Raw genomic sequence first — 13637 nt, 5'->3', positions numbered from 1 at the left:
TCCCCGAGGAGGAGTTCATGATCACGCCCGACGCCAAGCTGGAGGAGATCGCCGACGGTGTGTTCGCGTATCTCCAGCTCCCCGGGAGCTGGTGCCTCAACAACGCCGGATTCCTGGTGGGTTCGCCGGACGCGGAGACCGTCCTCATCGACACCGCGGCCACCGAGATGCGTGCGCGGGCCCTGCGCGAAACCGTCGTCGCGGCCGCCGGCCGCATGCCGGGCGTGCTCGTCAACACCCACCACCACGGCGATCACACCTTCGGCAACCACCTCTTCACGCCGCCCGCCCGCGTGATCTCCCACCCGCGCTGCCGCGACGAGATCCTGAGCAACGGCGTGGATCTCCCCGCGATCTGGCCCGATGTCGAGTGGGGCGACATCGTCGTCACCCCACCCACGACGACGTTCAGCGACCGCATGACCCTCCACACACCGGCGTATGACATCGAGCTGATCCACCCCGGTGTCGCGCACACCGCGGGTGACACGGCCGTATGGCTGCCCGCGCAGAAGGTGCTCTTCGCGGGAGACCTGATCTTCTCCGAGGGCACCCCTTTCGTCTTCATGGGCTCGGTGAAGGGCTCGATCGCCGCCCTCGCCCTTCTGCGCGAACTCGGCGCGGAGACCGTCGTCCCGGGGCACGGCCCGATCTGCGGCCCCGAGGTCTACGACACCGTGGAGCGCTATCTGGGGTGGGTCCTGCGCCTGGCGGAGGACGGCAGGGCGGCGGGGATCGGTCCGCGTGAGGTGGCGCTGGAGGCGGATCTCGGGGAGTTCGCCACGCTGGGCGAGTCCGAGCGGCTGGTGATGAACCTGCACCGCGCGTACGCGGAACTCGACGGCGTACCGGGTGGCGACCCCCTCCCGCTCCCCGACGCTCTGGTCGATGCGATCGCGTGCAACGGGGGCCTTCCGCCGGTGTGCAACGCTTGACCGGACGGACGGACCACGGCCGCGCCGGTGCCCGTCCGATCGCCGTTCACCGGCCCCCCGAAGGAGCGCGTCATCGAGCCGTACCGGGGCACGCTGCCCGAAGAACTGCTGCTGCTCGCCCACGATCCGGTCACCGGGCGGACGCTGGCCCGGTCCCCGTACATCGGATACGGGGTGGCCGGCGCGGTCCTCGCCGAACTGGACCGGGCCGGACGGATCGGTGAGGACGGCGGACGCTTCCGCGTGCTGGAACCCGCCCCCGTCGGCGTTCCGAAACTCGACTGGGTGCTGGACGTACTCGGCCGCACCGGCGCCGGGTCCGGGCGGGGCATCGGTGCACGCGGCTGGATACGCGACTCCGGGCGCCATCTCGTGGAGTTGTACGTGCGCGGGCTGGTGGACTGCGAGGCGCTGCGCGCCGAGAAGCGGCGGATGCTCGGCGTCTTCCCTTACCTCCGCTACCCGGTGGGGACGGTCGACCGGACGACCCCGGTGCGCGAGCGCGTGGACGCGGCCGCCCGCTCCGGGCAGGCCGACGCCGGAACCCGCCTGCTCGGCGCGCTCGCCGCGGCGACCGGCATCGACGAGGAGCTGTACCCCGGGTTCTCGGCCCGTCATCTCCGGCGCGCGCTGGACGGGTTCGCTCACGCGGAATGGACCGCGGGCACCGTGCAACGGCTGGTGGAGAAGGACGAGTCGGCGCACCGCTCGAAGCCGGCGGGGATCGGCGGCAGCCGTGGCGGCAGGAGCATGGGCGGGGACGACTGAGAAGCGGGCCGAGCGGCGGCGCCCGTCCCGGCCGCGGGGGCGGGACGGGTCAACCGCGCAACCGCGTCAACGAAGAAGGACCCCAGCGACTGCTGGGGTCCCATCTGTGGTGTCCGAGGGGGGACTTGAACCCCCACGCCCGATAAAGGGCACTAGCACCTCAAGCTAGCGCGTCTGCCATTCCGCCACCCGGACAAGGTGCTCGGCGTCCGGCCCGTGGCCGTTCCGACGGGGAAAACCATAGCAAACATCGGGGGGTGCCCGATCACCCGGTCAGGCGGCCGATGCCCGGACCGCGCCTCCGCAGGACGCGCCGGCGCGGAGCATGCGTTCGCGGGCAGTGACGGGCGCGTGACGACGGTATTGCGGCCTTGGGCTGCGGCGTCGGGCGGGGGAGTATGGCTGTGGACCCCGTCGTGGGTGCCGGTCCTTCGGGCCCGGGCCGCCCGCGGCAGCGAACCACGAGGAGGCAGCGTGAGCGAGTCGAGGCCGGCCCCCGCCGGTGAGGACGAGGTCGTCGACCTGTGCCGGGACCTGATCCGGATCGACACCAGCAACTACGGCGACCACTCGGGCCCCGGCGAGCGCGCCGCCGCTGAATACGTCGCCGAGAAGCTCGCCGAGGTGGGCCTCGAGCCGAAGATCTACGAGTCGCACCAGGGCCGCGCTTCGACGGTCGCGCGGATCGCGGGTGAGGACCCGTCCCGGCCGGCACTGCTCATCCACGGTCACACCGATGTCGTCCCGGCCAACGCCGACGACTGGACCCACCACCCGTTCTCGGGCGAGATCGCGGACGGCTGCATCTGGGGCCGCGGCGCGGTCGACATGAAGGACATGGACGCGATGACCCTCGCGGTCGTGCGCGACCGGCTGCGCAGCGGCCGCCGCCCCCCGCGCGACATCGTCCTTGCCTTCCTCGCCGACGAGGAGGCGGGCGGTGTCTACGGGGCACGGCATCTGGTCAACGAGCACGCGGATCTCTTCGAGGGCGTGACCGAAGCCATCGGCGAGGTCGGCGGCTTCTCCTTCACGGTCAACGAGAACCTGCGGCTCTATCTGATCGAGACCGCCCAGAAGGGCATGCACTGGATGCGGCTGACGGTGGACGGCACCGCAGGCCACGGCTCCATGACCAACAGCGACAACGCCATCACCGAACTGTGCGAGGCCGTGGGCCGCCTCGGCCGCCACACGTTCCCGGTCCGGGTGACCAAGACCGTACGGTCCTTCCTCGACGAGCTGTCCGACGCGCTCGGCACGCCGCTCGACCCGGAGGACATGGACGCGACGCTCGCCAAGCTCGGCGGCATCGCCAAGATCATCGGGGCGACGCTGCGGAACACCGCGGCCCCGACCATGCTCGGCGCCGGCTACAAGGTCAATGTGATTCCCGGGCAGGCGACCGCCCACGTCGACGGCCGCTTCCTTCCCGGGCACGAGGAGGAGTTCCTCGCCGATCTCGACCGGATCCTGGGCCCGCGGGTCAAGCGTGAGGACGTGCACGCCGACAAGGCGCTGGAGACGAGCTTCGACGGCGGGCTCGTCGACGCCATGCAGTCGGCGCTGCGCGCCGAGGACCCGGTCGCCCGGGCCGTGCCGTACATGCTCTCCGGTGGTACGGACGCCAAGTCGTTCGACGACCTCGGCATCCGCTGCTTCGGCTTCGCTCCGCTGAAGCTGCCGCCCGAGCTGGACTTCGCGGGCATGTTCCACGGCGTGGACGAGCGGGTGCCGGTGGACGGTCTGAAGTTCGGCGTCCGCGTTCTGGACCGCTTCCTCGACGCCTGCTGAGCGGGGATCGGATCGGAATCGGATCGTACGCAGATCGGACCGGGAAGGACCGAACTGCGGGCAAGTGTGCGAATTCTTGTCCGCTGAAACGATAATCCGTCGATCTCAGGTTCGTACGGTTCTCGCTGGAAAGAGTGAACGCCCACACGGCCCCGTGGCCGAGTTCCCCCGTCCTCGTTACAGGCAGTGCGGTCCCGGCTGGGACTGCGTTTGCCAACAAGGAGGAAGAATGATCAAGAAGGTCGTCGCTGTCGCGGCTGCCACCGGCGGTCTCGTGCTGGCCGGCGCTGGAATGGCGATTGCCGACTCGGGTGCTCAGGGTGCTGCGCTGCAGTCCCCGGGCTTCGTGTCCGGCAACACCGTCCAGGTGCCCGTGCACGTGCCGGTGAACGCCTGCGGCAACACGGTCTCCGCGATCGGGCTGCTGAACCCCACCTTCGGCAACGCGTGTGTCAATGCGTGAAGTTGTGCCGCACCCGTGAGGGTGTGATCCCAGGCCCCGGAGTGCACTCCATGTACTCCGGGGCCTGGGAATTGGCGAGCGGGCATTCGCCCGTGAGCATTTCCGAATGGCGATAGGCAGCAGGGGAGCGAACCTATGCGAAAGGTCGCGAGAAAGAGTCTGATCACCGTTGCGGCAGCGAGCAGTGTGCTGGCCGTGACCGGTGGATACGCGTACGCGGATGCGGACGCGAATGGAGTTGCGAAGAACTCTCCGGGTGTCGGGTCCGGTAACTCGGTCCAGGTTCCGGTGCACGTTCCGCTCAACGTCTGCGGCAACACGGTCAACGTCGTGGGGCTGCTGAACCCGGCCGCAGGCAACAGCTGCGCCAACGTCTCCCGCGGCAACGGCGGGGGCGGCAGCGGTTCGTCGGCCCAGGGCGGAGCGAGCAACTCGCCGGGCGTCATCGCCGGCAACTCGGTGCAGGTGCCGGTCGAGGTTCCCGTCAACGCCTGTGGCAACAGCATCGGCGCCGGGGCCGGCAACGCCGTGACCGGCAACAAGTGCGCCAATGCCTCCGACGACAATCCGGACGAGCCCGGGAACCCGGAGGAGCCGAGCAACCCGTCCGAGCCGGACGACGAGGACAAGCCCAACCCCGGCAAGCCGGGTGACGAGGGCGGATCCGAGGTGAAGCCCTCGACGGAGCACAAGCCGCAGGGCAGCGCCGTCAAGGGCACGGAGGAGCTGGCCGAGACCGGTGCCGGCACGCTCGCCGCCACCGGTGCCGCGAGCGCCGCGATGCTGCTCGGTGGCGTCGTGCTCTACCGCCGTGCGCGGGCCGCGTCCCGGTCGTAAGGCTCAGGGCCGGTAGAGATCGGTACGTGACGGAGCGGGTCCCGCTGGTGCGGGACCCGTTTCGTTTTCACTGTGCGTCACGGGGCGGGTTCACCAGGTGGCGCGCGGCTGCCGGATGATACGGCGGCGCAGACGCGCGCGACGGCTGCCGTCCGGATTCAGCCGTAGCCGGTCCAACTCCCAGTGCCCGTACTCGGCGTGGTCCGTCAACAGGCGCGTGGCAGCCTTGCGAGAGACCCCGCGCGGCACGTACACATCGCGAAATTCATATTCCGGCATCGAATCTATTGTGCGGGTAGTGCCCGAGTACGGATAGCGTCTGCACTATGTCTGATGCTGCGCAGCCGACCGCTGCCGAGGTACGCGCCGCCGCCGAGGCGGTCAAATCCGCGCTGGACCGTCACCTCGACGCGGTCGAGAGGCGATCGGGTGACGACGATCCCGCCGTGTACACGGCCTTCAACGAGCTGGCCGCGGCGGCCGAGACGTACGACGAGCTGCTGTACGAGGCGTACGACGAGGTCACACCCTTCGAGATCCCGGGTGACGGTTCGATGCCCGCCTACACCGGGCCGGAAGAGCCGAACGCCATCAGCGTGCTGATCCGCCGGGACTATACGGTCACCGAGCCGCAGCGGCTGCTGTCCCAGGCGCAGCGGGTGGCCGACCTCGACCCGGATATCGAGCTGGACGGCTCCGGCAAGAGCGGCTCCGAGGGCGGCGCGGGAGCGGGCGTTCACGCGGCGCTCGGCGTGCTCTTCGGGGAGTTCGAAGCGGACGAGATCGCTTCCCGGCACAAGGAGTTCGGTCTCGAGGAGGGCGACTCCACCCTGTGGGTGGCCGCGGCCGACGAAGCGGCGGAACCGGGGGAGTGGCTGAACGCGCCCTTCGACCAGGCGGATCCGGAGCGGGTCGTCTGCCGCTTCGACGTCAGCGCGGTCTTCGACGACGAACTCGACGACGACGAGGAGGATGAGGAGGACGAGGACGAGCTGGAGCCACTCGACTCCGAGCGGTAGGCACCCGTCCTCTTCTCACCCTCTCCGGCACGTCGGCGGGCCGACCCGTGGTCAACACCGTCCTGATGCGGGCCGCTTCTCGCGCCGCCGCTCGCACCGGTGATCACTCGTCTCGCACCGGTGATCACTCGTCGGGGCGGTAGCGCCCGTCGCACGGACGGCGACTCCACGGCGACGAGTGATCACCGCGCAGGGGTGACGACGCGCCTTCACCGCCGTCGGCCGGGGCTCACCCGGCCGACGGCGCGCTGCTGCGCAGCAGGGCCCGCAGCCGGGTCGTGCGCTCCTTCACCGGCACCTCCGCGACGGCCCTGGGCAGCGCCCCTTCTGCACCCTGCACCACCGACAGATGCCGCTCGCCCCGGCTGAACGCTGTGTAGACCCAGGACCGGGTCAGGGACGGGACCGCGTCGCCAGGCAGGACGACCACGGCGGCCGGCCAGCGCATGCCCGCCGCCTGGTGCGCGGTGAGCGCCCAGCCGTGCCGTACGGTCTCGCTCACCCGCTCGCGCTCCACGAGGACGGGCGACCCGTCGCAGTCCAGCCGGAGCCCTTGGGCGTCGGCCGAGACCACGGTGCAGGGCAGTGTCCGGCCGGGCGTCGGCGAGTAGGCCACGCGGTCGCCGGGGTCGAAGCCACCGAACCGGCCGGGGCCGGGGTTGAGCCGCTCCTTCAGGGCGGCGTTCAGAGCCCGTGTGCCTGCGGCGCCACCGTGCCCCGGCGTGATCACCTGGGTGCGGTCGGGGGGCACGCCGATGGCACGCGGCACCGAGTCGGCAACCAGTTGCACCGTGCGGTGCACCGCCTCGGCGGCGTCCCGGACCGGGACGATCACCACTTCCTTCCCGGGAGCCTCCACCTGGGTGAGCTCACCGATCCCGATGCCGGACACCAATTCGCCGATAGGGCCCGGGTCGGGCGTACGGGAGGCGATCTGGGGGCAGGCGCGGGCCGCGAGGACGTCGGCGAACACCCTTCCGGGACCGGCCGACCAGAGCACTCCGGGGTCCCCGCCGAGGATCAGCCGCGCACCGTCCGGGAGGGACTCGACGAGCATGGCGGCGGACTCCACATCGAGCTGCGGCGCGTCCAGCACGGCCAATACGTCGAGGGCGAGGGCGCCGTCGGCGTCCCGGCCCGGCCCTTCCGTACCGGTGAGCAGCCCGGCCACGGTGACGGCCGCGAGGCCGGGTGCCTTCCCCGGCGTTCCTTCCAACTCCCCCTCGTCAGCGGAGTCCTGGCCGGCGGTGGAGGCGGCAGCGGGTGCGGCGTCCAGGAGTTCCTGTACGCGCCTGCGGCCGTTCTCGCTGTGAGCCGCGGCATAGGCCCGGAGCCCCAGCGCACGGGCTGCCGCCACCACCGCGGCAGGCTCGGCGCGGGCCTCTTCCCCGCCGGTGTGGGCGACGAGGCCGTGGCCCGCGACCGCACGCAGCAACTCCGCGGCGGAGGCGGACGGTGCGGTCCCAGCGGCGGCCTGCCAGGCGTCGGCGGAGAGCGCGCCCGACGCCGACGGGTCGCTCGCCTCCTCCGCGCCGGACGCCGAACCGGCTTCCGGGGCAAAGGTGTTGACGAGCCTCGCGAGGCCGTCGGCGAGGCTCTCCTCGGCCAGGGCGAAGCGGTCGAGCCCGACCAGGACCCGTACGGGCTGTCCTTCGCCCTCCTCGTCCGATGCTGCCTGTGCCGGTGCGGAGCCGGCGGTGTCCAGGGCGTCCTGGAACACCAGCACGCCGCCGTCCGCGATGGCCGTCCGCAGCACGTCCTCCGGGTCCGGTACGGACCGCTGGGCAAGAGCCGTGGTCAGAGCCGAGGGCTCCAGCGCCGTATGGCCTTCGAGGGCGGCACGCTCCAGCAGCCACTGGACGAGCGCCTGGCCCCGTCGTTCGTCGGCTGGGCCGCAGTCCGCGCCGAGCAGGGCCCGGGCGAATCCGTCGGCCTGCTCGGGCCGCACCCCGGGGACCGCGAGAAGCTGCCACGGGTCCTCGCGCAGCACCTGGGCCGCGCGCTCGCCGAGTACATCGAGGACCTTGTCGGCCAGCGCGTCGGGAGCGCCGCCCGCGTTGAGCACCTCGCGGACCGTCGCGCTCCGGGCCAGCCGCTCCGCGGGTGGCAGTCCGGCAGCCGAGAGCGGTGCCGCGGCGGCCGGGCTCCCGCTCGTGTCCCCGGAGAGACCGCCGCTTACCTGGGCAGGTGCGGGTCCCCCCGGTCCGCCCGGCCCCGACGCGGTGGCGCCCGGTCCGGAAGCAGCCGGGCCGCTCGCTGCGCTCGTGGGTGCACGCCCGGGCCTCGCGCCTCCTCCGGCCGGGCGGCTCTGCTCGGTGAAGAACGACGCGGCGGCCCGTTCGCCGCTCTCCACCGCCCGCACGGCAGCGGCCAGTGCGTCCACGGCGGCGGGCCGCTCGGCAGCGCTCCCGTCGGCCGTGCCCTTCCCCTCAGGCGCACCGCCCGCCTCGGAGGCGCCACTTGCCTCGGAGACGTCGCTCGCCTCGTTGCCGCTCACAGGATCTGCGCCCGTGTCCGGGCGGGGCTCCGTCCGCTCGCCGGTGGGGACGGCCGCGTCCGCGGTCGCGTCCTGCTGATCATCGGCCGGGCGGTCGGGCGTCCGCGCGGATTCGTCCTCGCGGCGGTCCGTGGTCACAGCGTGCTCCAGTCCTGGTCGGGATAGCGGTGCAGGGGCGCCGATACGTCGTCGAGCGCCTCGCAGATCTCGTCCGGAAGCGTAAGCGCCTCCACTGACAACGCCGCTATGAGCTGCTGTGCGTTCCGCGCGCCGACGATCGGGGCCGTCACCCCGGGCCGGTCGCGGACCCACGCGAGTGCCACCTCCAGCGGGCTGGTGGCCAGACCGTCCGCCGCCGTGGCGACCGCGTCGACGATGCGGCTCGCCGTGTCGTCCAGATACGGGGCGACGAACGCGCCGAGCTCCGGCGAGGCACCCCGCGAGTCGGTCGGCGTCCCGTGCCGGTACTTGCCCGTCAGCACACCCCGTCCCAGAGGGGAGGACGGCAGCAGACCCACGCCCAGGTCCAGCGCCGCGGGCAGCACCTCCCGCTCCACGCCCCGCTGCAGCAGGCTGTATTCCATCTGCGTGCTCGCGAGCCGGGTGTGCGCTCCGGGCGCGGCCAACTGCCAGGTGGCGGCCTTGGCGAGCTGCCAGCCGCAGAAGTTGGACACCCCGACGTAGCGCGCACGGCCGCTGCTGACCGCGATGTCGAGCGCCTGCAGCGTCTCGTCAAGCGGCGTCCGGCGGTCGAAGGCGTGGACCTGCCAGAGGTCCACATGGTCCGTGCCGAGGCGATCGAGGGACGCGTCGAGCGCGGAGAGCAGATGGCCGCGCGAGCCGTCGAAGCGGCGGTCGGGGTCCGGGACGCTGCCGGCCTTCGTCGCGATCACGAGATCGCGGCGCGGCACCAGGCCCTCGAGGAGCTGTCCCAGCAGATACTCGGCGCCCCCGTCCGCGTACACATCCGCCGTGTCCACGAGCGTCCCGCCGGCCTCCCAGAAGGCCTTGAGCTGGTCCGCGGCGTCGTGCTCTCCGGTGTCCCGTCCCCAGGTCAGGGTGCCGAGCCCGATCCGCGATACGCGCAGACCCGTACGGCCTAGGTGCCTCTGCTCCATGGGCCCTGACACTACTGGCCCGGCCATGGCCCTAGGCGGCCTGTGGACAACCCCGGACCGAACCCGGCACTGACGGATCCGGGGGTCGCGCGCTAGAGTCCGCGGAGCAGGTACGTTACTGATCGGTAAGGGGAGCGGCATGCGGCTCGGGATCAACCTCGGCTACTGGGGCGCCGGAATGGACGCCGACAACCTCGCGGTCGCCCGCGAGGCGGACAAGCTCGGCTATTCCGTCTGCTGGGCGGCGGAGGCGTACGGCTCCGACGCGCCCACCGTGCTCGCCTGGGTCGCCGCCCAGACCGAGCGCATCGACGTCGGCTCCGCCATCTTCCAGATCCCCGCCCGCGCCCCCGCCATGACGGCCATGACGGCCGCCACCCTGGACTCCCTCTCCGGCGGGCGGTTCCGGCTCGGCCTCGGTGTGTCCGGGCCGCAGGTCTCCGAGGGCTGGTACGGCGTCAAGTTCGACAAGCCGCTCGCCCGCACCCGCGAGTACGTGGAGATCGTCCGCAAGGCCATGACCCGTGAGCGCCTGACGCACGAGGGCGAGCACTGGACCCTGCCGCTGCCCGGCGGCCCCGGCAAGCCGATCAAGCTCACCGTCCACCCGGAGCGCGAGCACATCCCGCTCTACATCGCCGCCATCGGCCCCAAGAACCTCGAGCTGACCGGTGAGATCGCGGACGGCGCTCTCATCCTCTTCTGCGCGCCCGAGCACGCCGAGGAGACCGCGATCACCCACATCCGCGCGGGCCGTGAGAAGGCGGGCAAGACGCTCGAGGGCTTCGATGTCGTCCCGACGGTGCCCATGGCGGTGGGCGACGACGTGGACGCCCTGGCCGACCTCTTCCGCCCGTACACCGCCCTCTACGTCGGCGGCATGGGCAGCGCCAAGCAGAACTTCTACAACAAGCTGGCGCAGCGCATGGGTTATGAGAAGGAGGCCGCCGAGATCCAGGAGAAGTACCTCGGTGGCGACAAGGAGGGCGCTGCCGCGGCGGTGCCGAAACAGCTCATCGACTCCACCACGCTGCTCGGCCCGGTCGAGCGCATCGCCGACCGGATGCAGGCCTACGCCGAGGCGGGCGTCACCACCCTGTCCCTCGCCCCGGCGGGCTTCACGCGCGACGAGCGTCTGACGTCGCTGCGCGCCGGTGTGGAGGCGCTGGAGCGCGCGGGGCTGGCGGAGTAGCGGCCCGCGCCGAGCTGTGGATACGGCCCGGTGGCCGGGGCTGACCCCCGGCCACCGGGCCGTATGCGTACGGCAGTCGGATCCGTATCGCGACCGCAAGTCCCGCGCACCACAGGGGACTTGGACCTCCAGGGACTTGCACCTCAAGGGACTTGAACTTCCAGGCACCCGGTGCCGATGGGTCGTCAGCCCGGGACCAGACGCCCCATCAGCCGTCCGAACGCGATCAGCCTGGCTATCTGCCCCGCCCCTCCGTCGTCGAGCGACTTGCTGAAGCGGAAGGCTTCCGGCCTGAACCGGGCGGTCGACAGCGGGGTTTCGGGATCGGGGCCGGGCACGGTGTTCATCTCGTGGGGCGTGCCGGTCGCCAGCACCACGTGGACGCCGCGGTCGATCCGCCGGCCCGACGCGTCGCGCCCGACCAGGGTCCGCATCCCCACATGACGGATCGAGGCCAGCGGCAGCACCTGCACCGAGGAGTCGAGGATCGTGCCGTTCGGGGCGTCCTCGTCCGCCAGTTCCTCGCTGTGCCACAGGATCAGCCGCCGCCCGTCGCAGACCGCGGCCTCCTGCCACACCGAGGTGCCCGCCTCGGACAGGTCCACCACCCGCTCGAGGGTGAATCCGCGGACGCGGTGCCTCCCCAGGACTCCGGCAATCGCATCGAGCGCGATGTCCGCGTGCAGGAAGTAGGCACGCGCCGCCTCGTCCAGACGGTCGTACGGCGACCAGTCCGAGCTCGCGGGTCCCAGGCGACGTGGTGCGGGGCGGCTCTTCGCTGCTCTGCTGAACTTGCCCACCGCTGTCACAACCCCCTCCAGGCTCGGGAATCACCCTACCCAGAGGTGGCGGGGGAGAGGCTGAGAGGTTTCCGCGGCCGTGGTGGGGGCTCGGGGGTCTTCCCCGCCACGGCCGTCACAGAACACAACGCGGGGCCACCCCGGGGGTTACGCGCCGCGGGCGGACTTCTCACTCCTCTTCGGCTCACTCCTCTATTCGGCCGAGCACGCCGGCTCTGCTGTTGCCGGACGGCCCGCATCCCATTTGACTTTTTCACTGCGGACGCCCGTACGGAGGTGGCAGTGATGCTCTCGGCCCGAAGCCTGTTCCAGGAGATCCTCGACGACGACGACTCCTTCCGGCTGTTCTGCTCCATCGCCGCCAGTGGCGAGTCCCAGGGCGGCTGGGAGAACGCGCGGATCGCCGCACTCGTCCCGGAGTCCCAGCGGGGCCTGAGGCCCAAGATCGTCCGGCACGGCGCGGACGAGGACAAGCACGGGCGCATCTTCAACGCCCTGCTGCGCAAGCGCGGTCTGGAGCCGGTCGACGTCCCGGTCGAGGCCGACTACACCATGCTCCTGGAGAAGCAGGGCATCGGGCTGGCCCACGACAAGCTCCGCGCCGACGAGCCGCTGACCGAGTACGACATCGTCGCCTACCTGGCACACAGCAGGGTCACAGAACAGCGCGCCTCCGAGCAGATGCGGCTGCTGCGCAAGCACTTCGCCGACGACCCCGACCTCGGCCGGGCGGTCAAGATGATCTCGAACGACGAGGACAACCACCTCGCGTACTGCCACGAGGAACTGCTGCGCCTCGCCGCAGCGGGCCACGGCCGGAGGATCCATCGGATCCTGCGGCAGAGCGCGATGGCCGAGATCCGGGTCTACCGCGATGTGAGCCTCGCCTTCATGACGGACATGGGCCGCATCCTGGGCTGGCCAGGACCGAAGGTCGCGCTGCTCACGGCAGGGATCCGCCTCGTGTACCTCTACGAGCGGTTCCACGGCTGGCGGCGGATGGTGACGCTGTCCATGCCGGAGCGGCGGGACGCGCTGGGCGGCCCGGCCACGCCGGCCCCCGAGTACGCCTGAAAGGGCCTCCGTTCGCGGGGCGGTGCCGGGTCGGTCCGCTCTCCGTACGGTCCCGAGCCACGCGCACGGCGCCGCTCCCCGTACGGCCCCACGGTCCCCGCTACGCCCGCCCCACGGTCCCCGCTAGAGCCAGCCGCGCCGCTTGAACAGCCGGTACAGGCCGATCACCACCACCGCCATGAGCCCCACCGCGGCCGGATAGCCCCACACCGTGCGCAGCTCCGGCATGTGCTCGAAGTTCATGCCGTAGATCCCGGCGATCGCCGTCGGGACCGCGATCATCGCCGCCCAGGCCGAGATCTTCCGCATGTCGTTGTTCTGCCGTACGCCCATCTGCGCCAGATGCGCCGAGAGGATGTCGGAGAGCAGCCGGTCGAAACCCTCGATGTACTCGGCCGCGCGCATCAAGTGGTCGGAGACGTCCCGGAAGAACGGCCGGGCGTCATCATGGACGAACGGCACACCGGTCCCGGAGAGCCGTGCCATCGGCTCCGCGAGCGGTCCCACGGCCCGGCGGAACTCGACCACCTGCCGCTTGAAGTGGTAGATCCGCGCCGCCGTCGTGCCCGTGTCCCCGCCGCCCGTCGGCGCGAACACATCGGCCTCCAGCGCCTCCAGGTCGAGCTGCAGCTCCGACGCCACGTCGATGTAGTCGTCCACGACGGCGTCGCTCACGGCGTACATCACCGCGGTCGGGCCGTGCTTGAGGACCTCCCGGTCCGCCTCCAGACGCTGCCGCACATCCGCGAGCGGGGAGCCTTCACCGTGCCGGACGGTGACCACGAAGGAGTCACCGACGAACACCATGAGCTCGCCGGTGGTGACGTCGTCGGTGTCGTCGTCGTACATGACCGGTTTGAGCACCAGGAAGAGGGAGTCGTCGTAGACCTCCAGCTTCGGCCGCTGATGTGCCTTGAGCGCGTCCTCCACGGCCAGCGGATGCAGCCCGAACTCGCTCATCACAAGGTCGAACTCCTTCTCCGTAGGCTCATGCAGGCCGATCCAGAGGAAGGCGTCGCCCTCGGCACGGGCCTGCGCGAGGGCATCGGAGAAGTCGGCCGGCCCCTCGGTGCGGCGCCCGTTGCGGTAGATGGCACAGTCCACGATCACGCAGCGCATTCTCCCCCGGAGTCAGGCGAA

The 13637-nt window shown here is 71.4% G+C and carries 13 protein-coding genes and 1 tRNA gene; 8 read left to right on the top strand and 6 right to left on the bottom strand.

The window, feature by feature from the left end:
• The first annotated feature begins 17 nt into the window (after nucleotides 1-17).
• Both ACGFNH_RS07645 and ACGFNH_RS07640 read left to right on the top strand, forming a co-directional pair.
• Nucleotides 18-935, top strand: coding sequence for an MBL fold metallo-hydrolase (locus ACGFNH_RS07645; protein WP_393652095.1), 918 nt, complete (start codon nucleotides 18-20; stop codon nucleotides 933-935).
• 27 nt (nucleotides 936-962) lie between these two features.
• On the top strand, nucleotides 963-1703 hold the full coding sequence (locus ACGFNH_RS07640; RefSeq protein WP_393652094.1) for a GPP34 family phosphoprotein: 741 nt from the start codon (nucleotides 963-965) through the stop codon (nucleotides 1701-1703).
• A 107-nt stretch (nucleotides 1704-1810) separates the two neighbouring features.
• On the opposite strand, the gene ACGFNH_RS07635 is transcribed toward ACGFNH_RS07640, so the two are convergent.
• Nucleotides 1811-1898 (bottom strand) — tRNA-Leu (locus ACGFNH_RS07635).
• A gap of 279 nt (nucleotides 1899-2177) precedes the next feature.
• Here ACGFNH_RS07635 and ACGFNH_RS07630 point away from each other — a divergent pair.
• The 3 genes from ACGFNH_RS07630 (at nucleotide 2178) to ACGFNH_RS07620 (ending at nucleotide 4797) form a co-directional block, all read left to right on the top strand.
• A complete protein-coding gene (locus ACGFNH_RS07630) occupies nucleotides 2178-3497 on the top strand; it encodes a M20/M25/M40 family metallo-hydrolase (RefSeq protein WP_393652093.1) in 1320 nt (439 codons plus the stop codon).
• A gap of 229 nt (nucleotides 3498-3726) precedes the next feature.
• Entirely contained in the window at nucleotides 3727-3960 is a 234-nt protein-coding gene (locus ACGFNH_RS07625; RefSeq protein ID WP_393652092.1) for a chaplin, read from the top strand.
• Between the two features lie 135 nt (nucleotides 3961-4095).
• Entirely contained in the window at nucleotides 4096-4797 is a 702-nt protein-coding gene (locus ACGFNH_RS07620) for a chaplin (protein WP_393652091.1), read from the top strand.
• Nucleotides 4798-4887: 90 nt separating this feature from the next.
• Here ACGFNH_RS07620 and ACGFNH_RS07615 read toward each other — a convergent pair whose 3' ends face one another.
• Nucleotides 4888-5076 carry a DUF5703 family protein gene (locus ACGFNH_RS07615; protein ID WP_393652090.1) on the bottom strand — a complete coding sequence of 63 codons (189 nt, stop codon included), beginning with the start codon at nucleotides 5074-5076 and terminating at the stop codon, nucleotides 4888-4890.
• Nucleotides 5077-5123: 47 nt separating this feature from the next.
• On the opposite strand from ACGFNH_RS07615, the gene ACGFNH_RS07610 reads away from it, so the two are divergent.
• A complete protein-coding gene (locus ACGFNH_RS07610) occupies nucleotides 5124-5816 on the top strand; it encodes a hypothetical protein (protein ID WP_393652089.1) in 693 nt (230 codons plus the stop codon).
• A gap of 229 nt (nucleotides 5817-6045) precedes the next feature.
• Here ACGFNH_RS07610 and ACGFNH_RS07605 read toward each other — a convergent pair whose 3' ends face one another.
• The gene (locus ACGFNH_RS07605; protein ID WP_393652088.1) at nucleotides 6046-8451 is read right to left on the bottom strand and encodes a helix-hairpin-helix domain-containing protein; all 2406 of its coding nucleotides are present in this window, start codon (nucleotides 8449-8451) and stop codon (nucleotides 6046-6048) included.
• Nucleotides 8448-9431 carry an aldo/keto reductase gene (locus ACGFNH_RS07600; protein WP_393652087.1) on the bottom strand — a complete coding sequence of 328 codons (984 nt, stop codon included), beginning with the start codon at nucleotides 9429-9431 and terminating at the stop codon, nucleotides 8448-8450. Before ACGFNH_RS07600 ends, ACGFNH_RS07605 begins: the two co-directional genes overlap by 4 nt.
• A 139-nt stretch (nucleotides 9432-9570) precedes the next feature.
• Here ACGFNH_RS07600 and ACGFNH_RS07595 point away from each other — a divergent pair, with 139 nt between their 5' ends.
• Complete coding sequence (locus tag ACGFNH_RS07595) at nucleotides 9571-10623, top strand: LLM class F420-dependent oxidoreductase (RefSeq protein ID WP_393652086.1); 1053 nt, start codon at nucleotides 9571-9573, stop codon at nucleotides 10621-10623.
• Between the two features lie 185 nt (nucleotides 10624-10808).
• Here ACGFNH_RS07595 and ACGFNH_RS07590 read toward each other — a convergent pair whose 3' ends face one another.
• Nucleotides 10809-11432, bottom strand: coding sequence for a hypothetical protein (locus ACGFNH_RS07590; protein WP_393652085.1), 624 nt, complete (start codon nucleotides 11430-11432; stop codon nucleotides 10809-10811).
• 276 nt (nucleotides 11433-11708) lie between these two features.
• Between ACGFNH_RS07590 and ACGFNH_RS07585 the strand changes: the two genes are divergently transcribed.
• Entirely contained in the window at nucleotides 11709-12497 is a 789-nt protein-coding gene (locus tag ACGFNH_RS07585; RefSeq protein ID WP_393652084.1) for a ferritin-like domain-containing protein, read from the top strand.
• Nucleotides 12498-12620: 123 nt separating this feature from the next.
• Here ACGFNH_RS07585 and corA read toward each other — a convergent pair whose 3' ends face one another.
• Nucleotides 12621-13616 carry a magnesium/cobalt transporter CorA gene (gene corA, locus ACGFNH_RS07580; RefSeq protein ID WP_393652083.1) on the bottom strand — a complete coding sequence of 332 codons (996 nt, stop codon included), beginning with the start codon at nucleotides 13614-13616 and terminating at the stop codon, nucleotides 12621-12623.
• Nucleotides 13617-13637 lie beyond the last annotated feature (21 nt).

Source organism: Streptomyces sp. NPDC048639, from assembly GCF_043199075.1.
Classification (GTDB): domain Bacteria; phylum Actinomycetota; class Actinomycetes; order Streptomycetales; family Streptomycetaceae; genus Streptomyces.
This window is presented reverse-complemented; position numbering and strand designations above follow the sequence as displayed.

Bases quoted from the DNA above. Each gene is read 5' to 3' on its own strand.
- ACGFNH_RS07645 (WP_393652095.1), top strand. From the start codon at position 18: ATGATCACGCCCGACGCCAAGCTGGAGGAGATCGCCGACGGTGTGTTC.
- ACGFNH_RS07625 (WP_393652092.1), top strand. From the start codon at position 3,727: ATGATCAAGAAGGTCGTCGCTGTCGCGGCTGCCACCGGCGGTCTCGTG.
- ACGFNH_RS07620 (WP_393652091.1), top strand. From the start codon at position 4,096: ATGCGAAAGGTCGCGAGAAAGAGTCTGATCACCGTTGCGGCAGCGAGC.
- ACGFNH_RS07615 (WP_393652090.1), bottom strand. From the start codon at position 5,076: ATGCCGGAATATGAATTTCGCGATGTGTACGTGCCGCGCGGGGTCTCT.
- ACGFNH_RS07610 (WP_393652089.1), top strand. From the start codon at position 5,124: ATGTCTGATGCTGCGCAGCCGACCGCTGCCGAGGTACGCGCCGCCGCC.
- ACGFNH_RS07600 (WP_393652087.1), bottom strand. From the start codon at position 9,431: ATGGAGCAGAGGCACCTAGGCCGTACGGGTCTGCGCGTATCGCGGATC.
- ACGFNH_RS07595 (WP_393652086.1), top strand. From the start codon at position 9,571: ATGCGGCTCGGGATCAACCTCGGCTACTGGGGCGCCGGAATGGACGCC.
- ACGFNH_RS07585 (WP_393652084.1), top strand. From the start codon at position 11,709: ATGCTCTCGGCCCGAAGCCTGTTCCAGGAGATCCTCGACGACGACGAC.
- corA (WP_393652083.1), bottom strand. From the start codon at position 13,616: ATGCGCTGCGTGATCGTGGACTGTGCCATCTACCGCAACGGGCGCCGC.